This is a genomic window from Azonexus sp. GW821-FHT04F04 (genome assembly GCF_059420025.1).
Genome location: NZ_JBWKSX010000001.1, coordinates 762,559 through 784,675, shown reverse-complemented (window position 1 = coordinate 784,675; position 22,117 = coordinate 762,559). Strand labels below are relative to the sequence as shown.

The 22,117-nt window shown below is 61.3% G+C and carries 22 protein-coding genes and 1 tRNA gene; 15 read left to right on the top strand and 8 right to left on the bottom strand.

The annotated features are described in order from the left end of the window. Window positions 1-22: 22 nt before the first annotated feature. On the top strand, window positions 23-586 hold the full coding sequence (gene ahpC / locus AC07TV_RS03815) for an alkyl hydroperoxide reductase subunit C (protein ID WP_494647074.1): 564 nt from the start codon (window positions 23-25) through the stop codon (window positions 584-586). A 113-nt stretch (window positions 587-699) separates the two neighbouring features. Then, window positions 700-2,265 (top strand): alkyl hydroperoxide reductase subunit F, encoded by a 1,566-nt coding sequence (gene ahpF / locus AC07TV_RS03810; RefSeq protein WP_494647073.1) that lies wholly within the window; start codon window positions 700-702, stop codon window positions 2,263-2,265. 95 nt (window positions 2,266-2,360) lie between these two features. Here ahpF and AC07TV_RS03805 read toward each other — a convergent pair whose 3' ends face one another. Together AC07TV_RS03805 and AC07TV_RS03800 are read right to left on the bottom strand one after the other, a co-directional pair. Beyond that, window positions 2,361-2,588: a hypothetical protein gene (locus tag AC07TV_RS03805; RefSeq protein WP_494647072.1), complete on the bottom strand. Its 228-nt coding sequence runs from the start codon at window positions 2,586-2,588 to the stop codon at window positions 2,361-2,363. A gap of 116 nt (window positions 2,589-2,704) precedes the next feature. Next, window positions 2,705-2,781: transfer RNA gene (locus AC07TV_RS03800), tRNA-Met, on the bottom strand. A gap of 130 nt (window positions 2,782-2,911) precedes the next feature. Between AC07TV_RS03800 and miaB the strand changes: the two genes are divergently transcribed. The 5 genes from miaB to lnt are packed head-to-tail and all read left to right on the top strand — an operon-like array spanning window position 2,912 to window position 7,974. Further along, window positions 2,912-4,249: a tRNA (N6-isopentenyl adenosine(37)-C2)-methylthiotransferase MiaB gene (gene miaB, locus AC07TV_RS03795; RefSeq protein ID WP_494647071.1), complete on the top strand. Its 1,338-nt coding sequence runs from the start codon at window positions 2,912-2,914 to the stop codon at window positions 4,247-4,249. Next, window positions 4,230-5,243, top strand: a complete 1,014-nt coding sequence (locus tag AC07TV_RS03790; RefSeq protein ID WP_494647070.1) for a PhoH family protein — start codon at window positions 4,230-4,232, stop codon at window positions 5,241-5,243. The genes miaB and AC07TV_RS03790 overlap by 20 nt, the downstream gene beginning before the upstream one ends. Next, window positions 5,215-5,664, top strand: a complete 450-nt coding sequence (gene ybeY / locus AC07TV_RS03785; RefSeq protein WP_494647069.1) for an rRNA maturation RNase YbeY — start codon at window positions 5,215-5,217, stop codon at window positions 5,662-5,664. Before AC07TV_RS03790 ends, ybeY begins: the two co-directional genes overlap by 29 nt. A gap of 5 nt (window positions 5,665-5,669) precedes the next feature. Beyond that, window positions 5,670-6,521 (top strand): CorC family transporter, encoded by an 852-nt coding sequence (locus AC07TV_RS03780; protein WP_494647068.1) that lies wholly within the window; start codon window positions 5,670-5,672, stop codon window positions 6,519-6,521. Then, window positions 6,499-7,974: an apolipoprotein N-acyltransferase gene (lnt, locus tag AC07TV_RS03775; RefSeq protein ID WP_494647067.1), complete on the top strand. Its 1,476-nt coding sequence runs from the start codon at window positions 6,499-6,501 to the stop codon at window positions 7,972-7,974. Before AC07TV_RS03780 ends, lnt begins: the two co-directional genes overlap by 23 nt. Window positions 7,975-8,073: 99 nt before the next feature. On the opposite strand, the gene AC07TV_RS03770 is transcribed toward lnt, so the two are convergent. From AC07TV_RS03770 to AC07TV_RS03760, 3 genes are all read right to left on the bottom strand, one after another. Then, on the bottom strand, window positions 8,074-9,006 hold the full coding sequence (locus tag AC07TV_RS03770; protein WP_494647066.1) for a UDP-glucuronic acid decarboxylase family protein: 933 nt from the start codon (window positions 9,004-9,006) through the stop codon (window positions 8,074-8,076). A gap of 39 nt (window positions 9,007-9,045) precedes the next feature. Beyond that, on the bottom strand, window positions 9,046-10,212 hold the full coding sequence (locus tag AC07TV_RS03765) for a glycosyltransferase (protein ID WP_494647065.1): 1,167 nt from the start codon (window positions 10,210-10,212) through the stop codon (window positions 9,046-9,048). Between the two features lie 109 nt (window positions 10,213-10,321). Continuing rightward, entirely contained in the window at window positions 10,322-10,519 is a 198-nt protein-coding gene (locus tag AC07TV_RS03760; protein WP_494647064.1) for a hypothetical protein, read from the bottom strand. A gap of 35 nt (window positions 10,520-10,554) precedes the next feature. Here AC07TV_RS03760 and AC07TV_RS03755 point away from each other — a divergent pair, with 35 nt between their 5' ends. Beyond that, the gene (locus AC07TV_RS03755) at window positions 10,555-12,762 is read left to right on the top strand and encodes a methyl-accepting chemotaxis protein (RefSeq protein WP_494647063.1); all 2,208 of its coding nucleotides are present in this window, start codon (window positions 10,555-10,557) and stop codon (window positions 12,760-12,762) included. Window positions 12,763-12,905: 143 nt separating this feature from the next. Here the strand turns inward: AC07TV_RS03755 and AC07TV_RS03750 are convergent, their stop codons facing one another. Next, a complete protein-coding gene (locus AC07TV_RS03750) occupies window positions 12,906-13,850 on the bottom strand; it encodes an MBL fold metallo-hydrolase (RefSeq protein ID WP_494647062.1) in 945 nt (314 codons plus the stop codon). 67 nt (window positions 13,851-13,917) lie between these two features. Here AC07TV_RS03750 and AC07TV_RS03745 point away from each other — a divergent pair, with 67 nt between their 5' ends. Beyond that, window positions 13,918-14,769: an alpha/beta fold hydrolase gene (locus tag AC07TV_RS03745; RefSeq protein ID WP_494647061.1), complete on the top strand. Its 852-nt coding sequence runs from the start codon at window positions 13,918-13,920 to the stop codon at window positions 14,767-14,769. Window positions 14,770-14,823: 54 nt separating this feature from the next. On the opposite strand, the gene AC07TV_RS03740 is transcribed toward AC07TV_RS03745, so the two are convergent. Next, entirely contained in the window at window positions 14,824-15,555 is a 732-nt protein-coding gene (locus tag AC07TV_RS03740; protein ID WP_494647060.1) for a transglycosylase SLT domain-containing protein, read from the bottom strand. Between the two features lie 343 nt (window positions 15,556-15,898). Beyond that, window positions 15,899-16,456 carry a peptide-methionine (S)-S-oxide reductase MsrA gene (gene msrA / locus AC07TV_RS03735; RefSeq protein WP_494647059.1) on the bottom strand — a complete coding sequence of 186 codons (558 nt, stop codon included), beginning with the start codon at window positions 16,454-16,456 and terminating at the stop codon, window positions 15,899-15,901. A gap of 113 nt (window positions 16,457-16,569) precedes the next feature. On the opposite strand from msrA, the gene glyQ reads away from it, so the two are divergent. Genes glyQ through gloA form a run of 6 tightly spaced genes read left to right on the top strand, consistent with a single transcriptional unit; the run spans window position 16,570 to window position 22,060 of the window. Continuing rightward, entirely contained in the window at window positions 16,570-17,514 is a 945-nt protein-coding gene (glyQ, locus tag AC07TV_RS03730; RefSeq protein WP_494647058.1) for a glycine--tRNA ligase subunit alpha, read from the top strand. A 1-nt stretch (window position 17,515) separates the two neighbouring features. Continuing rightward, entirely contained in the window at window positions 17,516-19,654 is a 2,139-nt protein-coding gene (gene glyS, locus AC07TV_RS03725; RefSeq protein WP_494647057.1) for a glycine--tRNA ligase subunit beta, read from the top strand. A 16-nt stretch (window positions 19,655-19,670) separates the two neighbouring features. Beyond that, complete coding sequence (gene gmhB, locus AC07TV_RS03720; RefSeq protein WP_494647056.1) at window positions 19,671-20,222, top strand: D-glycero-beta-D-manno-heptose 1,7-bisphosphate 7-phosphatase; 552 nt, start codon at window positions 19,671-19,673, stop codon at window positions 20,220-20,222. Then, complete coding sequence (locus AC07TV_RS03715) at window positions 20,219-20,971, top strand: lysophospholipid acyltransferase family protein (RefSeq protein WP_494647055.1); 753 nt, start codon at window positions 20,219-20,221, stop codon at window positions 20,969-20,971. Before gmhB ends, AC07TV_RS03715 begins: the two co-directional genes overlap by 4 nt. Beyond that, window positions 20,949-21,668: a M48 family metallopeptidase gene (locus AC07TV_RS03710; protein ID WP_494647054.1), complete on the top strand. Its 720-nt coding sequence runs from the start codon at window positions 20,949-20,951 to the stop codon at window positions 21,666-21,668. The genes AC07TV_RS03715 and AC07TV_RS03710 overlap by 23 nt, the downstream gene beginning before the upstream one ends. Window positions 21,669-21,676: 8 nt before the next feature. Next, window positions 21,677-22,060, top strand: a complete 384-nt coding sequence (gloA, locus tag AC07TV_RS03705; protein WP_494647053.1) for a lactoylglutathione lyase — start codon at window positions 21,677-21,679, stop codon at window positions 22,058-22,060. The last annotated feature ends 57 nt before the right edge of the window (window positions 22,061-22,117 follow it).

The window sequence follows — 22,117 nt, the reverse complement described above, 5'->3', positions numbered from 1 at the left end:
AACACCCACTCAGGAGAAAACAATGTCGCTTATCAACACCCAGGTTCAACCGTTCAAGGCCCAAGCTTTCCACAACGGCAAGTTCATCGAAGTCACCGAAGCCAGCCTCAAGGGCAAATGGTCTGTCGTGATCTTCATGCCGGCCGCCTTCACCTTCAACTGCCCGACCGAAATCGAAGATGCCGCCAACAACTACGCCGAATTCCAGAAGGCCGGCGCCGAGGTGTACATCGTCACCACCGACACCCATTTTTCGCACAAGGTCTGGCACGAAACCTCGCCGGCCGTCAGCAAGGCCCAGTTCCCGCTGGTCGGCGACCCGACTCACCAACTGACCCGCGCCTTCGACGTGCATATCGATGAAGAAGGCCTGGCCCTGCGCGGCACCTTCGTCATCAATCCGGATGGCGTCATCAAGACCGTCGAAATCCACTCCAACGAAATCGCCCGTGACGTCTCCGAAACGCTGCGCAAGCTGAAGGCCGCCCAATACACCGCCGCCCATCCGGGTGAAGTCTGCCCGGCCAAGTGGAAGGAAGGCGAAAAGACGCTGGCTCCGTCGCTGGACCTGGTTGGCAAGATCTAAGTAGTTAGCAGCAAACAGGGTCGAGCGGCAAACGCCGCTCGATCATTTGGATTTCAGCGAAATTTTCCGGTTGACCGTGGAATTTCAGTGAAATTCAGCTCAGGGAGAACAACATGCTAGACAGCAACATCAAGGCCCAACTCACGGCCTATCTCGAAAAACTGCAACGCCCGATCGAACTCGTCGCCTCGCTCGACGATAGTGCCAAGGCCCAGGAAATGCGCGACCTGCTGGTCGATATCGCCGAACTCTCGGCCAAGGTCAGCCTGCGTGAAGACGGCACCGCTGCCTTGCGCCCATCCTTCGCCATCGGCCTGCCCGGCGAAACGCCGCGCATTACCTTTGCCGGCATCCCGATGGGCCACGAATTCACCTCGCTCGTCCTCGCCCTGCTGCAGACCGGCGGCCATCCGCCCAAGGTCGAACAATCCGTCATTGACCAGATCAAGGCCCTGCCCGGCACCTTCAATTTCGAGACCTTCATCTCGCTGTCCTGCCACAACTGCCCGGACGTCGTGCAGGCGCTCAACCTGATGGCCGTCCTCAACCCCGGCGTGACGAGCACGATGATCGACGGCGCCATGTTCCAGGACGTGGTCAATGCCCGCCAGATCATGGCCGTACCGACCACTTACCTCAACGGTGCCGAATTCGGCGCCGGCCGCATGCTCATCGAGGAAATCCTCGCCAAGGTCGACACCGGCGCCGCCGCTCGCGCCGCCGAGGCGCTCGGCCAGAAGGAAGCCTTCGACGTCCTCGTCGTCGGCGGCGGGCCGGCCGGTGCTGCGGCAGCCGTCTACGCTGCCCGCAAAGGTATCCGCACCGGCATCCTGGCCGAGCGTTTCGGCGGTCAGGTCATGGACACGCTAGGCATCGAAAACTTCATCTCGGTCAGCCATACCGAAGGACCGAAGCTGGTCGCAGCGCTGGAACAACACGTCAAGGACTATGAAGTCGACATCATGACCCTGCAACGCGCCGCCAAACTCGTGCCGGCCAGCGAAGCCGGCGGCTTGGTCGAAATCCAGCTCGAAAACGGCGCCTCGCTCAAATCAAAATCCGTCATCCTCGCCACCGGCGCCCGCTGGCGCGAAATGAACGTACCCGGCGAGCAGGAATACAAGGCCAAGGGCGTCTGCTTCTGCCCGCACTGCGACGGCCCGCTGTTCAAGGGCAAGCGCGTTGCCGTCATCGGCGGCGGCAACTCCGGCGTCGAAGCCGCCATCGATCTGGCCGGCATCGTTGCCCACGTCACGCTGCTCGAATTCGCCGACACCCTCCGCGCCGACGCCGTTCTGCAGAAAAAGCTCTACAGCCTGCCCAACGTCACCGTCATCAAGTCAGCGCAAACGACCGAAGTCACCGGTGACGGCCAGAAGGTCAACGGCATCACCTACAAGGACCGCGTTACGGAAGAGATCAAGCACGTCGAACTCGAAGGCATCTTCGTCCAGATCGGCCTGCTGCCCAACACCGACTGGCTCAAGGGCTCGCTCAACCTGAGCCGCTTCGGCGAAATCGAAATCGACGCGAAGGGCCAGACCTCGCTTCCCGGCGTCTTCGCCGCCGGCGACTGTACGACCGTGCCCTACAAGCAGATCATCATCGCCATGGGCGCCGGCGCCACCGCCTCGCTCAGCGCCTTCGATCACCTGATCCGCAGCTCGGCACCGGCCTGATCGATTTGATCGACTAGCCAGCCCGGAACCAATGCACCGCCCCGGTGCATTGGTTCTTTCATCTCGTCGACAATCCAACAAACGTCGGCAGACAGCTAAACCAGCACGCGCGGATTCGCCACACCGCCGGAAAGACTGGCATAGCGAGAAGGCAGATCGCCCGGCAGGCAATAGCCGAACAAAAGCTCCTCGGCATCGAGCAACGAAGGCCCCGTCGACAGCACATACTCCGAAACGCCGGCAAATGCGGCCAAACGCATCCAGAACATCGCCTCTTCGGTCAACGCTGGGTTGGCATTAAATGAGTTCGGGAATTCATTCATGACGCACCTCGCTTTTCAGAAAAACGAAACCACGAGGTAGTACTAGCAATATTTGGCCCAGATTGCGGGGCCAAAAAAGAAAAACCCGCTGACGAATCAGCGGGTTTTGGCATTTCTGGTGGTGATGGGCAGAATCGAACTGCCGACCTATGGGTTATGAATCCATCGCTCTAACCGACTGAGCTACATCACCACGCTTGAGGGCGCGGATTATAGTTTGCGGGGGCTTGGCCGGTCAACCGAATTTCCGGTCGGTTATAATGGCGAACTTTTGTGCCGCAGGATGACCTAAGCGGCACCCACTGATTTGTAAAGTGTTACCCATGCCCAAGAAATTATTCATCCGCACCTTCGGGTGCCAGATGAATGAGTACGATTCGGACAAAATGGCCGACGTGCTCAATGCCTCCGAGCCGATTGTCCGAACCGACAACGTTGAAGAAGCCGACATCATCCTGTTCAACACCTGCTCGGTGCGCGAGAAGGCGCAGGAGAAGGTTTTCCACGACCTCGGCCGGGTTCGTCACCTGAAGAAGCTAAATCCCGATCTGGTGATCGGCGTTGGCGGCTGCGTGGCGAGCCAGGAGGGCGATGCGATTGTCGCCCGGGCGCCGTACGTCGATATCGTCTTTGGGCCACAGACCCTGCATCGCCTGCCCCAGCTGATGGCCGAGCGCAAGACCAAGGGCAAGGCGGCGGTCGATATTTCCTTCCCGGAAATCGAGAAGTTCGATTCGATGCCGCCGGCCGAAGTGAAGGGTGCTTCAGCCTTCGTCTCGATCATGGAAGGCTGCTCGAAGTTCTGCACCTTCTGCATCGTGCCCTACACCCGCGGCGGCGAGGTGTCGCGGCCGTTCGACGACGTGCTGACCGAAGTGGCCGGACTGGCCGCCAATGGCGTCGGCGAAGTGACGCTGCTTGGCCAGAATGTGAATGCCTATCGCGGCGACATGGCCGAGACCGACGAAAAGGCCGATCTGGCAATGTTGATCGAGTACATCGCCGAAGTGCCGGGCATCGAGCGCATCCGTTACACGACCTCACATCCGCGCGAGATGACGCAGCGCCTGTTCGATACCTACGCCAACGTTCCGAAACTCGTATCGCACCTGCACCTGCCCGTGCAAGCCGGCTCGGACCGTGTACTGGCGGCCATGAAGCGCGGCTACACGACGCTCGAATACAAATCGATCATCCGCAAGCTGCGCGCGGCGCGGCCGGACATTTCGCTGTCGTCGGACTTCATCGTTGGCTTCCCAGGCGAAACGGACGAGGATTTCGAGAAGACGATGAAGCTGATCGACGAAGTCGGCTTCGATAGTTCGTTCTCCTTTGTGTACAGCCCGCGCCCGGGCACCCCGGCGCTCGAACTCGACGATGCCACGCCAGCCGAGGTCAAGTCGGCTCGCCTGCTGCGTTTGCAGAAGCGCATCGACGAACAGGCCCAGGCGATCAGCCAGACGATGGTTGGCAGCATCCAGCGCGTGCTGGTCGAAGGCACGTCGAAGAAGGACGTGCATGAACTGGCCGGGCGTACCGACAACAACCGCATCGTCAATTTCGCCGGCAATCCGCGGCTGATCAACACCTTCGTCGATGTCCGCATCACGTCGTCACTGTCGCACACGCTGCGAGGCGAAATTGTCATCCGAGAAGACTAAACCGGCGGTGCGGGCCAAGCCCGCACCCAAGACCAAGCCTGTGGAACTCGCCCTGGCGCCGGTCGACAACGTCCTGCTCGCCAACCTGTGCGGCCCGCTCGACGAAAACATCCGGCAGATCGAAACCGCTTTCGATGTCGTCATCCGTCGGCGCAACGAACGGTTTTCCGTTTTTGGCGAAAAATCCCGGTTGACCGTGGAAGCGCTGCAGCATTTCTACGGCATGGCCCGTCAGGCGCTGACCGTCGATGAAATCCAGCTCGGCCTGATCGAACTGCTCAACGCCCCGGTGCGCCGGGTGTCGCGCCGCGCCGAAGGCCCGGTCGACGGCCCGCAACTGATCACCCGCAAGACCGAACTGCACGGCCGCACGCCGCGCCAGGTCGAGTACCTCAAGCATATTCAGGAACACGACATCACCTTCGGCATCGGTCCGGCCGGCACGGGCAAGACCTATCTTGCCGTCGCCTCGGCCGTCGATGCCTTCGAGCGCGATCTGGTCGAACGCATCATCCTGACCCGCCCGGCGGTCGAAGCCGGCGAGCGCCTCGGCTTCCTGCCCGGCGACCTGACGCAGAAGATCGACCCGTATCTCAGGCCGCTGTACGACGCGCTCTACGACCTGATGGGCGCCGACCGCGTCAGCAAGCTCTACGAAAAGCGCGCCATCGAGATCGCGCCGCTTGCCTTCATGCGCGGCCGCACGCTCAACCACGCCTTCATCATCCTCGACGAAGCGCAGAACACGACGCCGGAGCAGATGAAGATGTTCCTGACCCGCATCGGCATCGGCGCCAAGGCGGTGGTGACCGGCGACATCACCCAGATCGACTTGCCCAAGGGCCACAAGAGCGGCCTCAACGAAGCCATCAGCATCCTCAAGGGCGTGCGCGGTCTGGCTTTTACCCATTTCAAGAAGGAAGACGTGGTGCGCCACCCGCTGGTCGCCCGCATCGTCGAAGCCTATGAATCCAACACCAAGCAAACGCCTTAACCTGTCGGTGCAATATGCCTGTAATCGTGAGGGCCTACCCTTGCGTGCAGATTTCGTTAAATGGGCGCGTGCCGCGCTGGTCGGCGGCGGCGAAGTGACGATCCGCCTGGTCGACGCCGACGAAGGCCGGACGCTGAACAACGAGTACCGCGGCAAGGACTACGCAACCAATGTGCTGTCCTTTCCGTACGATACGGAGCCGGTGGTGACGGGCGACCTGGTCATCTGCCCGAGCGTCGTCACCCGCGAGGCAACCGAGCAGAACAAGCCGCTGGCCGCGCATTACGCGCACCTGACGGTGCATGGTATGCTGCATTTACAGGGCTGGGATCACGAAAACGACGATGATGCCCAAGCCATGGAAGACGAAGAAAGGGAGATTCTCGCCGCCATGGGTTATCCAGACCCGTATGCGGTTTAAACATTATGGACAGTGACAGTAAACCGAGTTTCATTGAACGACTGACTTCCCTGCTGCTGCGCGAACCTGAAGACCGCGAACAGCTGCTAGAAATCCTGCACGGCGCCTACGAGCGCAACCTGATGGACGCCGATGCGCTGACTATCATCGAAGGCGCGCTCGCCGCCTCCGACACCCGCGTGACCGATGTGATGATTCCCCGGGCCCAGATGGATGTCATCGACATCGACGACCCGCTGAGCGAAATCGTTCCCGTCGTCATCGAAGCCGCCCACTCGCGCTTTCCGGTGGTCGATGGCGATCGAGACAAGGTGCTCGGCGTGCTGCTCGCCAAGGACCTGCTGCGCGTCCAGATTGAACCCGAATTCAACCTGCGCGACTGGCTGCGTCCGGCCGTCTTCATCCCCGAATCGAAGCGCCTCAACGTGTTGCTCCGCGAATTCCGCGTCTCGCGCAATCACATGGCCATCGTCGTCAATGAATACGGCGGCGTCGCCGGCCTGGTCACCATCGAAGACGTGCTCGAACAGATCGTCGGCGACATCGAGGACGAATACGACTTCGACGAAACCCACGACAACATCCGCCTCGACACCTCCGGCCGCTACCGCGTCAAGGCGCGCACCGAGATCGAAGACTTCAACGAAGCCTTCAAGACCACCTTCTCCGACGAGGAATTCGACACCGTCGGCGGCTTGGTCCTGCGCCATCTCGGCCGCGTGCCGAAGCGCAACGAAGTGATGGACATCGACGGCGTCCGCTTCCAGGTGCTGCGCGCCGACAGCCGCCGCCTCTACACCCTGCTGGTGACACCGGCACCCAAGCCACTTGCCGGTGCTCAAGACATTACTGGCTAGAAACCGGGCTGCGCGCTATCTGATCGCCGCGACCACAGGCGTCGTCGGTGTCGGTTGCTTCGCGCCGTTCGGCCTGTTCTGGCTGGCGCCGCTTGTCTGGCTCGGTTTCTTCTGGCTGCTGCGTGCGGCCGAAAGTCCGCGTCAGGGCCTGCTCACTGGTCTCGCCTTCGGGATGGGCTTTTTCCTGACCGGCGTGTCGTGGGTCTTTGTCAGCCTTTCGGTGTTCGGCGGCATGCCGTGGTGGCTGGCCGGGCCGGCCGCCTTTCTGTTCTGCACCGTGATGGCGCTCTTTCCGATGGTCGCCGGCTATGTCTTCAAGCGCTGGCAACCGGCAGCGTTCTGGCGGCAGGCACTGCTCTTCGCCGCGCTGATTGCTGCGGTCGACTGGCTCAAAGGCTGGATTTTCACCGGGTTCCCGTGGCTTACCGTCGGTTACTCGCAGGCGGCGCCCAGTCCGCTGGCCGGCTTCGCGCCGCTGCTCGGCGTGCATGGTTTGTCACTACTCGTCGCGCTGAGTGGCGCCCTGCTCGTCCACTGGCGAGTCGGCGCCCCCTTTGCCGCATTGCTCGCCATGGGCGGCTTCGGCCTGCAGCAGGTGGCATGGACGACGCCAGTCGGCAAGCCGATCAGCGTCGCGCTGGTCCAGGGCAACGTGCCGCAGGAAATGAAATTCCGGCCGGAAGCCTTTTTCCGTACCCTCGACCTATACCGTGAACTGATCCGCGAAAACCCGGCACAACTGACCGTCCTGCCGGAAACGGCCATCCCTGTTTTCATCGACCAGATTCCGGGCGAATTCCTTGATGAACTCAAAACGCTGGCCAGGCGCCAGAGCGGTGACATCATTTTCGGCACGCTGACCGGCGTTGGCGAGAATTACTTCAACAGCGCCGTCAGTGTCGGCAACTCACCGCTGCAGGTTTACAGCAAGAACCACCTGGTCCCCTTCGGCGAGTTCATCCCGGCCGGCTTCGCGTGGTTCATGGCCTACGCCAACATCCCGATGTCGTCGTTCACCCGCGGCCCGGAAATCCAGACGCCGCTGGCCGTGGCCGGCCAGCACGTGGCGGCCAACATCTGCTACGAAGACGTCTTCGGCGAGGAAATCATCCGCGCCCTGCCGCAGGCCGGCATTCTGGCCAATCTATCGAATACCGCGTGGTTCGGTCATTCGCTGGCCCAGCCGCAGCATTTGCAGATATCCCAGATGCGCGCCGCCGAAACCGGCCGCCCGATGCTGCGCGCCACCAATACCGGGATGACCGCCATCATCGACGCCCAGGGCCGGGTCAGCACCACCCTGCCCGCCTTCACGACAGGCGTGCTGCACGGCGATGTGCGCGCCTACCAAGGCCTGACGCCCTATGCCCGCCTCGGAAACTGGCTGGCGCTGGGCTTGATGGTAGCTCTAGGCCTTGTTGGCCTATCGAAACGGCGTCGGCGAACTGGCTGACGCTCGCCATTTGCAGACAATTTCTGCAGGTCATTCAACGACCGAAATACCTTTCGGCGGCCACTGAACCTCAATACCCGAACAGGGGCGCAGGCCGGCTTACGGCGTGGCGACGAGGACTTTCGAAAAATATTCGATGGTCTTGTTGAGCCCATTCTCCAAAGAGGTTCCACTCTGCCAGCCAAGAATATCTTTTGCCAATGAAACGTCGGGCTGGCGCTGTCTCGGATCATCAACCGGTAGGGGCTTGAAGATGATTTCCGCCTTCCCACCGGTCAACCGGATGATTTCCTGAGCCAGTCCGATCATGCTGTATTCGTCCGCGTTGCCGAGGTTCACCGGGCCAGTGAATTCGTCCGGCGTATTCATCGCCCGTACCATTCCTTCGATAAGATCGTCGACATAGCAAAAAGAGCGAGTTTGGCTGCCATCTCCGTAAATTGTGATGGGCTGTCCGGTCAGCGCCTGGACGATAAAGTTGCTGACCACGCGACCATCGTCAGGAAGCATGCGGGGGCCATAAGTATTGAAGATTCGGACAACCTTGATTCGGGTTCGATGCTGGCGGTAGTAATCAAAGAACAAGGTTTCGGCACACCGTTTTCCTTCGTCATAGCAACTGCGCGGACCGATGGGATTGACCTTACCCCAATAACTTTCCGGTTGAGGGTGGATTTCGGGATCACCATAGACCTCGCTGGTCGAAGCTTGGAGAATTTTGGCGCCAAGTCGCTTGGCCAGACCCAACATGTTTATCGCGCCGTGCACGCTGGTTTTCGTTGTTTGCACCGGGTCGTGCTGGTAATGCACCGGCGAGGCCGGACAGGCCAAGTTGTAGATATGGTCGACCTCAACGTACAAGGGAAACGTCACGTCATGACGCAGCACCTCGAATCGCGGGTTGTTCAGCAGATGGCTGACATTGGCGCGCCGCCCGGTAAAAAAATTGTCGACACATATAACCTCGTGGCCGTCATCGAGCAGACGCTCGCAGAGATGTGAGCCGAGAAAGCCGGCCCCGCCGGTGACCAATGACCTGATTCTACTCACGCTATCCGTCCTCAATTAAAATTAGGCACCGAACTTGTCGGCGATTTTTTGAACCAGTGCATCCCAGTCGTGGAGACTGGCCTGTTGCTGCCTGGACTCAATATCAACAGGTCTGTTCCGATCTTCCTGCATTGCCTCTTCAAGGGCAATTACCCACTGCTGGGGACTTTCCGCAATCCGGACGACATGATCAAGCTCAAGCACTGAATCAATCGGTGAAGACACCACCGGCCGACCGGTAGCCAAATACTCATTGAGTTTTAACGGATAGATATTGTTGGTGTAATCACAAACGTCGTAACACATCATACAGACGTCCATCGCCTGCATGTATGCGGGCAATTCGTGCAATTGGCGATTTCCCAAAATATGAACATTGGGTCGCTCAGCAAGCAGATCAAGAATGTTGGCCTTGTTTCCGAGATAGCCGATAGGCCCGACCAGGACGAATGACCATTCGGGCTTCTCGACGGAGAGTTGCAGCAATAGACCCAAGTCGAGTTGCGACTTGACCACGCCGACATAGCCCATGCGCGGCCGCGGAATAGACGCCATGTCTTCAGGTTCGGGCGCTGGCGACTGGTAGGCAGCAAAATCAACACCATTTGGCACATGCATGGTATTTGGGTTGATGCCGCCTTTTTTCTCCAGCAGTTTTCGCGAGTGGATCACGACCAGGTCAACGCTTTCGATCAGCGCGACTTCGTTGGGATCGTTCGGCTGGTCATTCACCGAAAAACTATATTCGTCGTCAATGTGATAGCAGGTCAAGTCGGCCTGGATTGCGTCGAGCGCAAAAGCAAACTCCGGGCGCCATAGATAGAGAACAATGCGGTCGCAGCCGCGTTTCTCGAGTATCCGGCGCGCCCGCGCCACCCTCCGGGACCGAATCCAGTCAGCCAGCATCTTCGGGCGGTAAAGTTCCGGCAGCCATCGCCCGGGATCAAACAGGGTGACACCAAATACCTCTGGCTGGATCGACTGGATCGTTTTCTCCTTGGCTGAGCCGGGAAACCAATACTGGCGCCAGCCCGCTGCTGGCTCGACCCAAACCACTTCGAAATGCCGCGCCAAGCGCCCAACCACATGATGGCGCGGCATCCATATTCCGTTCCACTTATCGGGAACCAATGCGACAACCCCTGTTTTCCCCTTGAAATTCTTGCCTGAATCAACTTTCGTAGGCATTTGTAAACCTCGACAAAACAAAATTCATACAAGAATAGCCTATTGGCGATGAGGATTTGAAAGCAGCCTTGGCAGAATGTACTTAATTGCAATGAATCGGTGACAATTGTCAGACTTGGAAACCCTGTCCGGAAAAAGAGAAAAAAAGAAAGCGCTGGATTTTCAAAACCAGGCCATTTTTACGTTTCACTTCGTAATCCCGGTTGACCATGGAAGCGGCATTGCCGGGCTCTGTCGTGTAAACATTCAACGAAAAGATTCCCTCTATAATTGGGCGCTGAATCCCCGCTCGCTTGCGATTTTCCACTTTCTTCCCATCCCTTCACCACAGGCTGAATGAGCATGCAATTTCTTGAAAATATGCCGCTGGGCAAATTTCTGCGCGTCATATCCTTGATGGTCTTTGTGGTGCTGCTGATTGTCGGCGGTGTGGGCATCGCCGCCCTGCAAAAAGTCTCGTCAGCGGCCACGTTAATGGGACAGGGCAAGGATGTCGTGGCCGACATTCTGCCGCCGCCGCTCTATGTCATCGAAGCCCAGTTGGTGGCCTACGACATTGCCAGCGCGGCGGTCGATCAGCGCCCGAAACTGATCGAAAAAATCCGTCAGCTGAAGAAGGATTACGATGATCGCAACAAATACTGGACCGAGAGCGACCTCGATGCCGGCGTAAAACAGAAGTTGCTCGGCGAGCAGCGTAGTCAGGCCGACCAGTTCTGGGCCGAACTCGACAACAAGTTCCTGCCGGCCGTCGCCGCGCAGGACACGGTAGCGCTCGAAGTTTCGCTCAGGCAGATGCGCCAACACTACGAAGCGCACCGGACAGGCGTCGAGGAGACGGTCGGCGTGGCCGGCCAGTTTGCCGAAGCGTCAATGAAGCAGCTGATGGACACCAGCCAGACCAATAGCGTCGTCGCCATCATCGCCAGTATTTTGGGCTGCGCTCTGGTCATGTTCGGCATGAAATCGCTGGCGACATCGCTCCATCGGCGAATCGGCGGCGAACCGGCCGAAGCGGTCGCGGTGGCCAACCGCATCGCCCGCGGCGATCTGGGCGGCACCGTCGTCGTTCAGCCGGGCGACACCGCCAGCATGCTGGCCGCCATGAAACAGATGCAGGACAGCCTGGACGGTCTCGTCGATGAAATCCGGCAAATGGTCCATGCGGCGGAAAAGGGCAATCTCGGCAAGCGGATCAAACTGGACGACAAACAGGGCTTCGGCAAGGAAATCGCCGCCGCCCTCAACCAACTGATGGTCGTCACCGACACCAGCCTGCAGGACGTTTCGCGCGTCGCCTCGGCGCTGGCCGCCGGTGATCTTTCGCAAAAAGTGGATGCGGTATATCCCGGCGCCTTCGGGCAGACGGCGAGCGCCGTCAATGCCACGGTGAGTGCACTGGTGCAGGTAGTCGACGAAGTCCGCTCGATTGTCGATGCAGCGGCGCAGGGAGATTTCGCCCAGCAAATCGATACGACGCGCAAGCAGGGCTACGCCAAGACCCTGATCGACCTGCTCAACAGCCTGAGCAGGACAGCCGAACAGGCGCTTTCCGACATTTCTTGGGTGTCGCAAGCGCTGGCCGAGGGCGACCTGACGCACAAGATCGACAAGCATTACCCGGGGCTGTTTGGCGAAACGGCCGAAGGCCTCAACGCCACCGTAGCCAACCTGCAGGAGCTGATCGGCAACGTCGTCGGCGCCGTCGATGCGATCTCGACCGCCGCCAAGGAAATTTCCGCCGGCAACAGCGACCTCTCGGTGCGCACCGAGGAACAAGCCTCCAGCCTCGAAGAAACGGCGGCGAGCATCGAGGAATTCACCGCCACCGCCCAGCAAAACACCGACAGCGCCAAACAGGCCAACCGCCTTGGCCAGTCCGCTTCGGAAATCGCCCAGCGAGGGGGCGAAATCGTCAATGCTTCGGCCGCCACCATGCTCGAAATCCGCGACAGTTCGCGCAAAATCGGCGACATCATCAGCGTCATCGAAGGCATCGCCTTCCAGACCAATATCCTCGCCCTCAACGCTGCCGTCGAAGCCGCCCGCGCCGGCGAACAGGGCAAGGGCTTTGCCGTCGTCGCCACCGAAGTCCGCGCCCTGTCTCATCGCACGGCACAGGCTGCCAAGGAGATTTCCGCCCTGATCCGCGAGTCGGCCAGCAAGGTCGAACACGGCACCAGCCAGGCTGAAAAGGCCGGCCAGAGCATGAGCGAAATCATGGCCGCCATCTCCAGCCTGTCCACCATCGTCGCCGGCATCAGCGCCGCCTCGGTCGAACAGACCATCGGCATCGAGCAGGTCAACAAGGCCGTCGCCCAGATGGACGAAGTGACCCAGCAAAATGCCGCCCTGGTCGAAGAAGCCGCAGCCGCCGCCGAGTCGCTGGAAGAACAGGCGGAACAACTGAAGCGGCAGGTTTCGAGTTTCAAGCTGGGCAAGATTGCCCGCGCCCTGCCCGCGCCAAACAAGTCAAAAGCAGCGCCAACGCCCAGCCGCCCCGAACTGCACCCGCCCGGCAAGCAGGACGCGGAGTGGTCGATGCTCTGAACCTCCACGCCACCAACTAAAAAGCCCGGAAGCGGATCGCTTTCGGGCTTTATTGCGTCAAGACACGAGGCCGGCAGATTTCAATTTTGATCGTTTTTTCCGGTTGACCGTGGGATTACCCCACGATCATGGATTCACCTTTTTCAGTCGCGGTGATCAATCCACCAGGTCAGCCCCTGAACGTTGAGTTCGATGTCAGTCGCCAGGATGTCGAGGATGGTCGCTTCCGGCAGCGTGCAGCCGTGGGTGCGCAGTTCGGACAGCAGGTAGGCGGTGAGTTCCTGTTTGGTCGCGGCTTGGCGGGTTTCGCCATCGTTGGCGTGGGCTTCGGCGATGGCGACGTGGGCGTCGAGACGGCGGTGCAGGTTGGCTGCCTGGGCCGGCAGGTCAGTGACTTGCGCGTAGTGGGTCAGGTACATGGCTTGCGGACCGTAGCTCATCAGGCGGTCGATGGAGGCGCGCATTTCCGCTACGTCGAACTGGGTCGGGCTGGTCGTCGGCTGGATGAACTGGCGGCCGTCGACGTCGAATTCGCGATACGAAAGCCCGAACATGTCGCCGGTGAAGATGGCCTTGGCTTTCTGGTCGACGATGCAGATGTGGTGCTTGGCGTGGCCCGGAGTGTCGATCATGAGCAGTTCGCGGCCGCCAAGTTGAATGGTCAAGCCTTCTTGGGCGTCGATGATGCGCTCGGCGGGTATGGGCAGGATGTCGCCGTAGACCGTATCGACGTATTCCTTGCCGTAGACGGCGGTGACACCGGCCACCAGCTTGGACGGCTCGGCCATGTGGCGCGAACCGCGCGGGTGGACCACGAGTTTGGCGTTCGGGAATTCGCGCATGAGCGAGCCGGCACCGCCGGCGTGGTCGAGGTGGATGTGGGTGAGGATGACGTAATCGACGGCATCGCGGCCGAGGCCGACCTTGGACAGCGCTTCCAGCACATTGGGCAGCGAGTCGTTGCTGCCGGTGTCGATGAAGGCGACGCGGCCGTCGTCGACGATCATGTGGATGGCGGCCAGGATCGGGCGCACGTAGCCGGCGTCGAAGGCGATGATGCCGTTGCCGTAGTCTCTCCAGTCGAACATTTCCATACTCCTGCGTATTGATGGCGGCGATTATACTGGCGGCCTGACGATTTCAAAGAGTGAGCCGATGACGCATTTCGTGGCCGACGATGGCGAGAAGATTCACGTCAGGATTTCCGGCGAGGGTTCGCCGCTGATCCTGCTCCATGGCTGGACGTCAAGCAGCCAGGAATGGTTCCCCTTCATGGCCGAGCTCAATGCCCGGCACCGCGTTTTTCGCTGGGATGCGCGCGGCCACGGCGGCCATGCGCTGACCCACCCCGGCTCGGCGACGGTCGAACGCATGGCGCGCGATCTGCGCAACCTGATCGACCATTACGGCCTGCACGATGCCACGGCCGTCGGCCATTCGATGGGCGCCCTGACCCTCTGGCAATACCTGCGCGACCACGGCACGCACTGCCTCGGCAAGCTCTGCTTCATTGACCAGTCGCCCAAGCTGCTGACGGCCAACGACTGGGAACACGGTATTTACGGCGATTTTGGCGTTGACCGCAACAACGAGCTGGTCTCATGGCTGCGCGACGATTTTGCCGAGGGTGTGCTGAAATTGACGGCGCACGGCCTCAACAAGCGGGCCGAGGAGAAGTACCTGCAGAACGCCTCGGGCTGGCAACGCTCGCGCGCTGCGCTGCAGGCCCAGAACCCGGAGCCGCTGATCAATTGCTGGCTGAGCCTGACCGCCGCCGATTATCGCGACGTGCTGGCCAATATCCCGCTACCGACCTTGCTGGTCTATGGCGGCGAAAGCAATTTCTACCACGCATCGACCGCGCACTACGTCGCCGACAACATCCCGAACGCCGTGCTGCGCATTTACGAAGGTACTGATCATTCGCCGCACCAGTGGCAACGCGAGCGCTTTGTCCGGGAACTGGTCGACTTTATCAACGACGCCCCGCCGGCCACCGATCTCTAAGCTGAGGCTTACCGGCCAGCGCCGGAAACAACAGCCCGGACCGGCGCCTTCGCTTTAGCCGGCCTTGCTGGCCGATGCCACGGCAGCCTGGGTTGTGCGGCTGGCCCGCAGATGCTGGACGGCCTGTTCGAGGCGCTGCTTTTCGGCCAGAACCTTGGTCGCGTAGCGCCGCTCCGGATCGCTTATCGCCCCGGCAAATTGCTGCAGACCGTTTTCCAGTCCGCCGTTGCGGCTAATCGATTCCTTGAGCACCCGAGCGCCGACCTGAACATTGATCACCGGGTTGAGGAAGGCGGCCTGGTCGGCGTCTTCCGGCAACTTGTCCTGATGGAAACGCGGCATCACCTGCATGAGGCCCTTGGCGCCAACGACGCTTTCGGAGAACGGGTTGAAGCGCGACTCGATGCCGATGACGGCGATGATGAGCAGCGGATCGAGATGCAGTTGCCGGCCGGCCGCCTGGGCCGTGGCAAAAATGGGCTCGAGGGCATCCGGCGCCACGCGATAGCGATGGGAGACGTACTCCATCGCACCACGCATGCGGGCACTGAGCGCTTCGCCAGCAGGATCGATATCGTCGACCGCCAGTTCGTCATCAAGCGCCACTTCCTCGCTCGCCGGCAGCAGGAACTTCAAGCCGCCGAGCATGGTGGGGTTGCCACTTTGGACGCCGACCAGGACAAGAACGAAAAATACGCCGGCCAGCATCAGGAACTTCTGAAACATTGAAGACGCGAGCGCCGACAGGCGAAGCATCGATGAGGGGAAAACTGTTGAGGTAAACATGCGACCTCCTTCACTGTTGCCACTGCCAAAAAGCATCTTCGACAGCGAACGGTTACAGGGGGTACGACACCGGCCATGCGCCCGCAAAAGGGAGCGCTGGAGACCGCAGCCAGACTACTGGATTGCCACGAAAACCGGTGCTGCACCGCAGCATTGATCCCAGTGTATTGATTTATATGGTTATTGTCAATCCGGCGCGATTCACATGGAGCACTCAGTGTTGCATCGCCGCAACAAACGCACGTAAAACGGCACCCTGGCGCCCCGGAAAAAACAGGCCGAAATACGACATTTCAATTTTGGCCGTTTTTTCCGGTCGACCGTGGAATCGCCACGGAATCGTCTAGCCAGCCTTGATCTGCCCGGCGAAAACCTGGCGCAACTTGAGCGCCTTGGGCGCCACCACGGCCATGCAATATCCCTGGTAAGGATTACGCCGAAAATACTGGTGGTGATACCCCTCGGCCACGAAGAAAGTCGACGCCGGCGTCACCTCGGTAACGATGGGCGAGTCCCAGATGCCATCACTGTTGAGGCGGCTGATCATGGCTTCGGCAACGGCCTGCTGGCCGGCATCATGGAAGAAGATGGCCGAACGGTATTGGGTGCCGGCGTCGTGGCCCTGGCGGTTCAGGGTGGTCGGATCGTGAATCGTGAAGAAGGCCGTGAGCAGCGTCTCGAAATCGATTTTCGCCGGATCGAACTCGATCTGGACGACTTCGGCGTGACCGCTGTCGCCGCGACACACGGCTTCGTAGCTCGGGTGCGGGTCGTGCCCGCCCATGTAGCCGGGCAGCACCGAAATCACCCCATCCAGTTGCTCAAAAGCTGCCTCGGTACACCAGAAACACCCCCCGCCCAGCGTCGCTTTTTGCGACATCGTCGTTTCCGCCATTTTCATTCCCGCTTTCCATTCAGATACCCTGAAGACAGTATGCCGCAGGCTTCGTTCCGCGCCATCCATGGCAAAAGCAAGTAAAATCGTGCGTCTCAGAACATCACCGATTGCATCCGATGAGCACGACCAAGAAACCGACCTTCCAGGAAATCATCCTGCGTTTGCAGCAATACTGGAGCGACAAGGGCTGCGCCCTGCTCCAGCCCTACGACATGGAAGTCGGCGCCGGCACCAGCCACACCGCCACCTTCCTGCGCGCCATTGGCCCGGAGCCGTGGAAAGCCGCCTACGTGCAGCCGTCGCGCCGTCCGAAGGACGGTCGCTACGGCGAGAACCCGAACCGCATGCAGCACTACTACCAGTTCCAGGTCGTGCTCAAGCCGGCCCCGGACAACATCCTCGAGCTCTACCTCGGCTCGCTCGAAGCCCTCGGTTTCGACCTCAAGAAAAACGACGTGCGTTTCGTCGAAGACGACTGGGAAAACCCGACGCTCGGCGCCTGGGGCCTGGGTTGGGAAGTCTGGATGAACGGTATGGAAGTGACGCAATTCACCTACTTCCAGCAGGTCGGCGGCATCGACTGCAAGCCGATCACCGGCGAAATCACCTACGGCATCGAACGCCTGGCGATGTACCTGCAAGGCGTCGAAAACGTCTTCGACCTGACGTGGACGGAAGGCCTGACCTACGGCGACGTCTATCACCAGAACGAAGTCGAGCAGTCGGCCTATAACTTCGAACACAGCAACGTCGACTTCCTGTTCCACGCCTTCGGCAAGCACGAAGAAACCGCTGTCCACCTGATGGGCAACCAGCTCGCCCTGCCGGCCTACGAGCAGGTTCTCAAAGCCGCCCACACCTTCAACCTGCTCGACGCCCGCGGCGCCATTTCGGTGACCGAGCGCGCCGCCTACATCGGCCGCATCCGCAACCTGGCCCGCGCCGTGGCCCAGGCCTACCTCGACTCCCGCGCCCGCCTCGGCTTCCCGATGGCGCCCAAGGAATGGGCCGCCGAAGTGCTGGTCAAGCTGGAAGAACAGAACGCAAAGAAAGCTGCCTGATATGTCGTCGAAAAACCTGCTCGTTGAACTGTTTGTTGAAGAACTGCCGCCCAAGGCGCTCAAGAAGCTGGGCGAAGTGTTTGCCGCCACGCTGGCCGCAGCACTGCAAAAGGATGGCCTGGCTACCGAGAGGGCCACTGTCACCGCCTACGCCTCGCCGCGCCGTCTGGCCGCCCACGTCACCGAAGTCGCTGCCGTTGCTGCCGACAAGCCGGTCGTCCAGAAACTCATGCCGGTCGCCGTTGGCCTCGATGCCGCCGGCAACGCCACGCCGGCCCTGCTCAAGAAGCTCGCCGGATTGGGAATAGATGCGGGCGCCGCCGCTTCCTGCGTGACGAATCTGCGCCGCGAAAACGACGGCAAGGCCGACATCCTGTTTTACGACAGCCTGGCCAAGGGCGCCACGCTGGCCGAAGGCCTGCAAAAGGCACTTGAAGCCGCCCTCGCCGCCCTGCCCATTCCCAAGGTCATGACCTACCAGTTGCAGGACGGCTGGAGCAGCGTCAATTTCGTCCGCCCGGCGCATGGCCTCGTCGCCCTGCACGGCAGCGACGTCGTGCCGCTGGCCATTCTCGGCCTCAACTCGGGTCGTGAAACGCACGGTCACCGTTTTGAAGCGGCCGTCGATCCGGTCGTCTTCGCCCATGCCGACGAATACGCCGGCAAGCTGGCGACCGACGGCGCCGTCATCGCCTCCTTCGCCGAGCGCCGCGCCGAAATCGCCCGGCAACTTGCCGCCGCTGCCGCCAGGGCCGGGGCAAATGGCGCTGCTCCGCTACGGCCAATCGACGACGACGCCCTGCTCGACGAAGTCACCGCACTGGTCGAACGCCCGAACGTGCTGGTCGGCCAGTTCGAGGAGGAATTCCTCGCCGTGCCGCAGGAATGCCTGATTCTCACGATGAAGGCCAACCAGAAATACTTCCCGCTGCTCGACGCGGCCGGCAAGCTGACCAACAAATTCCTCGTCGTCAGCAACATCAGCCCGGAAGATGCATCGGCCGTGATCGGCGGCAACGAGCGCGTCGTGCGTCCACGGTTAGCGGACGCCAAGTTCTTCTTCGACCAGGATCGCAAGAAGTCGCTGGAAAGCCGCGTCATCGGCCTGTCCAAGGTCGTTTATCACAACAAGCTGGGCACCCAGGGCGAGCGCATGCAGCGCGTTGCCGCGATTGCCCGGGCCATCGGCCAAGAGCTGGGCGGTGAAGCGCTGGCCCTGCATGCCGAACAGGCTGCGGTGCTGGCCAAGGCCGACCTGCTGACCGACATGGTCGGCGAATTCCCCGAACTGCAGGGCATCATGGGCCGCTACTACGCCCAGCACGACGGCCTCAACGCCGAAGTCGCCGATGCCATCGAAGACCACTACAAGCCGCGCTTCGCCGGCGACAGCCTGCCGCGCGGCCATGTCGGCACGGTCGTCGCGCTGGCCGACAAGCTCGAAACGCTGGTCGGCATGTTCGGCATCGGCCAGATCCCGACCGGCGACCGCGACCCGTTCGCGCTGCGTCGCCACGCGCTGGGCACCATCCGCATGCTGGCCGAAGGCAATTTGGATTTACCGCTGAATTCCCTGTTGACCGTGGCAGGCAGCGCCTTTGCATCGGTCGACGGTTTCAAGAGTGCCGAAGCCGAACTGGCCGACTTCATCTACGACCGCCTGGCCGGCAGCCTGCGCGAGCAGGGCTACACGGCACAGGAAGTCGATGCCGTGGTCAGCCAGCGGCCGCAGCGCCTTGGCGACATCCCCAAGCGCCTGGCCGCCGTCCGTGCCTTCGCCGCGTTGCCCGAAGCTGCCGCGCTGGCCGCCGCCAACAAGCGGGTCAGCAACATCCTCAAGAAGGTCGAAAACCCGGTCGAGCCAACCGTCGATAACGCCCTGCTCAAGGAAGCGCCCGAAATCGCCCTGCACGATGCGCTCGTCGATGTCGTGCCGCAGGCCGACGCCGCCTTCGTCACCGGCGACTATGCCGAATCCCTGCTGGCGCTGGCCGCCCTGCGCGCCCCGGTCGATGCCTTCTTCGACGGCGTCATGGTCAATGCCGACGATCCGGCCCTGCGCGCCAATCGTCTCGGCCTGCTCGCCAAGCTCCATGTGGCGATGAACAAGGTCGCCGACATTTCCAAGCTGTCTGCCTGAGAACGGGAAGAACGCCATGCCGACCAAGCTCGTCATCCTCGACCGCGACGGGGTCATCAACTTCGACTCGGCCCAGTTCATCAAGACGCCGGCCGAATGGAAGCCGATCCCGGGCAGCCTGGAAGCGATCGCCCGCCTCACCCAGTGCGGCTACCGGGTGGTCGTGGCGACCAACCAGTCGGGTGTCGGCCGCGGTTTGTTCGACATGGAAACGCTGAACCTGATCCATAGCAAGATGCACAAGGCAGTCGTCTCTCTGGGTGGGCGCATCGACGCCATTTTCTATTGTCCGCATGCGGCCGATTCGAAATGTGACTGCCGCAAGCCGAAACCCGGCATGTTCAAGCGCATTTCCGAGACACTCAATGTCGACCTCAAGGGTGTCCCGGCCATCGGCGATTCGCTGCGCGATCTGCAGGCTTGCGCTGCCGCCGGCTGTCAGCCGATGCTGGTGATGACCGGCAAGGGCGAGAAAACCAAGGCCGACAACGAATTGCCGGAAGGCACGCTGGAGTACAAGGACCTGTCGGCGGCAGTCGACGCCATCCTCAAGGAAACCACGCCATGAGGGCGGTGCGCTCGACGCTGTTCATGGCCTACGCCGTCGTCTGGTCGATCCTCACGGCGCCGCTCGTCGTCATCGCCGCCCTCGCCTTGCGCGGGCTGTGGGGCTATCGCTTCGGCAAGCTGTGGCGCCTCGGCATCCAGTTCGGGGTCGAAAACATCCTCGGCATCCGGCCCAAGGTCATCGGCCTTGAAAACATGCCGAAGGAGCCTTGCGTCATCCTCGCCAAGCACCAGTCAGCCTGGGAAACGATGACCCTCCAGGATCTTGTGCCGGCCGGCGCCTACTGCGTCTTTGTGCTCAAGAAGGAACTGCTGCGCGTCCCGCTGATCGGCTGGGGTCTGGGTGCCATGAAGATGATTTCGATCGACCGCGCCGCCGGCAAGGACGCCCTCGACCAGGTTGTCGTCCAGGGCCGCGAGCGCCTCAAACAGGGCTTTTACGTCATCCTCTTCCCGGAAGGCACGCGCGTTGCGCCGGGCCAGAAAAAACGCTACAAGCCGGGCGGCGCCTACCTCGCCACCCGTGTCGGCTGCAAGGTCGTGCCGGTTGCCCATGACGCCGGCGAACTGTGGCCGCGCCAGGCTTTTCTGAAAACACCGGGCACCGTCACGATGAGCATCGGTCCGGCTTTCGACGCCACCGGCATGACCGAAGCCGAAGTCAATCAGCGGGCTGAAGCCTGGATCGAAGACGAGATGCACCGCATCTCGCCGCATCGCTATTCGGATGCCTCGCATAACGCCACCTGAGCCGGCGCGCCATATCGTCATCGCCGGCCAGGCCGTCGCCTACCAGCTGCGGCGCAGCCAGCGCCGAACCATCGGTCTGGCCATCGACCACCGCGGCCTGCGCGTCGGCGCCCCGACCCGGGCGCGCATCGGCGACATCGAAAACCTGATCCACGAGCACGGCCAATGGGTGCTCGACAAACTGGCCGCCTGGCGTGATCGGCCGGCCGCCAGCAAGCTGGAGATCACCGATGGCACCGTGGTTTTTGCCCTCGGCGAGCCGTTGACCGTAGCCTTCACCGAAGTCGGCCGCAGTCGCTGGCAGTTCGGCCCCGGCACGCTTTACCTGCGCCCCGACGCCACCCACACCGCCAGCGACCTGCTGGAAAAAGCCCTGCGCGAGAAAGCCCGCACGGTGTTTGCCGAACGCCTGGCCATCCATGCGCCACGCCTCGGCGTCGGCGAGCCACCGCTGCGCCTGTCGTCGGCCCGCACGCGCTGGGGCAGTTGCAGCCACCACGGCGGCATTGCGCTGAACTGGCGGCTGGTGCTCATGCCGCTGGCCATCGTCGATTACGTCGTCTGCCACGAACTGGCCCATCTCAAGGAAATGAACCACAGCCCGCGCTTCTGGTCTGTAGTTGAGCAACTTTGCCCCGACTGGAAGGCGCACCGGCTCGAACTGCGCCAGCTGGCCCGGCAAATCCCCCACTTTTAAGGAAAAACATGCGCATTCTGCACACCATGATTCGCGTCGGCGATCTCGACAAATCGATCGCCTTCTACACCGAAATCCTCGGCATGCAATTGCTCCGCCGCACCGACTACCCGGAAGGCCGCTTCACGCTGGCCTTTGTCGGCTATGGCGATGAAGCCAGCGAAGCGGTCCTCGAACTGACCCACAACTGGGACACCCCGAGCTATGAACTCGGCAACGGCTACGGCCACATCGCCCTGGCCGTGCCCGATGCTGCCGCCGCCTGTGCGGCAATCAAGGCGCGCGGCGGCAAGGTTGTGCGCGAAGCCGGGCCGATGAAGCATGGCTCGACGATCATTGCTTTTGTCGAAGATCCGGATGGCTACAAGGTTGAGTTGATCCAGTCAAAATAGAATTCAATGCGGTTCGCGGCAAAAAGCCGATTTGGGGAACGAATTGGGTTCCAACAG

What these genes read in the sequence shown, in the direction of transcription:
- ahpC (WP_494647074.1), top strand. Translation starts at nt 23, where the DNA reads ATGTCGCTTATCAACACCCAGGTTCAACCGTTCAAGGCCCAAGCTTTC.
- ahpF (WP_494647073.1), top strand. Translation starts at nt 700, where the DNA reads ATGCTAGACAGCAACATCAAGGCCCAACTCACGGCCTATCTCGAAAAA.
- AC07TV_RS03805 (WP_494647072.1), bottom strand. Translation starts at nt 2,588, where the DNA reads ATGAATGAATTCCCGAACTCATTTAATGCCAACCCAGCGTTGACCGAA.
- miaB (WP_494647071.1), top strand. Translation starts at nt 2,912, where the DNA reads ATGCCCAAGAAATTATTCATCCGCACCTTCGGGTGCCAGATGAATGAG.
- ybeY (WP_494647069.1), top strand. Translation starts at nt 5,215, where the DNA reads ATGAATCCAACACCAAGCAAACGCCTTAACCTGTCGGTGCAATATGCC.
- AC07TV_RS03780 (WP_494647068.1), top strand. Translation starts at nt 5,670, where the DNA reads ATGGACAGTGACAGTAAACCGAGTTTCATTGAACGACTGACTTCCCTG.
- AC07TV_RS03765 (WP_494647065.1), bottom strand. Translation starts at nt 10,212, where the DNA reads ATGCCTACGAAAGTTGATTCAGGCAAGAATTTCAAGGGGAAAACAGGG.
- AC07TV_RS03755 (WP_494647063.1), top strand. Translation starts at nt 10,555, where the DNA reads ATGCAATTTCTTGAAAATATGCCGCTGGGCAAATTTCTGCGCGTCATA.
- AC07TV_RS03750 (WP_494647062.1), bottom strand. Translation starts at nt 13,850, where the DNA reads ATGTTCGACTGGAGAGACTACGGCAACGGCATCATCGCCTTCGACGCC.
- AC07TV_RS03745 (WP_494647061.1), top strand. Translation starts at nt 13,918, where the DNA reads ATGACGCATTTCGTGGCCGACGATGGCGAGAAGATTCACGTCAGGATT.
- AC07TV_RS03740 (WP_494647060.1), bottom strand. Translation starts at nt 15,555, where the DNA reads ATGTTTACCTCAACAGTTTTCCCCTCATCGATGCTTCGCCTGTCGGCG.
- msrA (WP_494647059.1), bottom strand. Translation starts at nt 16,456, where the DNA reads ATGAAAATGGCGGAAACGACGATGTCGCAAAAAGCGACGCTGGGCGGG.
- glyQ (WP_494647058.1), top strand. Translation starts at nt 16,570, where the DNA reads ATGAGCACGACCAAGAAACCGACCTTCCAGGAAATCATCCTGCGTTTG.
- glyS (WP_494647057.1), top strand. Translation starts at nt 17,516, where the DNA reads ATGTCGTCGAAAAACCTGCTCGTTGAACTGTTTGTTGAAGAACTGCCG.
- gmhB (WP_494647056.1), top strand. Translation starts at nt 19,671, where the DNA reads ATGCCGACCAAGCTCGTCATCCTCGACCGCGACGGGGTCATCAACTTC.
- AC07TV_RS03715 (WP_494647055.1), top strand. Translation starts at nt 20,219, where the DNA reads ATGAGGGCGGTGCGCTCGACGCTGTTCATGGCCTACGCCGTCGTCTGG.
- AC07TV_RS03710 (WP_494647054.1), top strand. Translation starts at nt 20,949, where the DNA reads ATGCCTCGCATAACGCCACCTGAGCCGGCGCGCCATATCGTCATCGCC.
- gloA (WP_494647053.1), top strand. Translation starts at nt 21,677, where the DNA reads ATGCGCATTCTGCACACCATGATTCGCGTCGGCGATCTCGACAAATCG.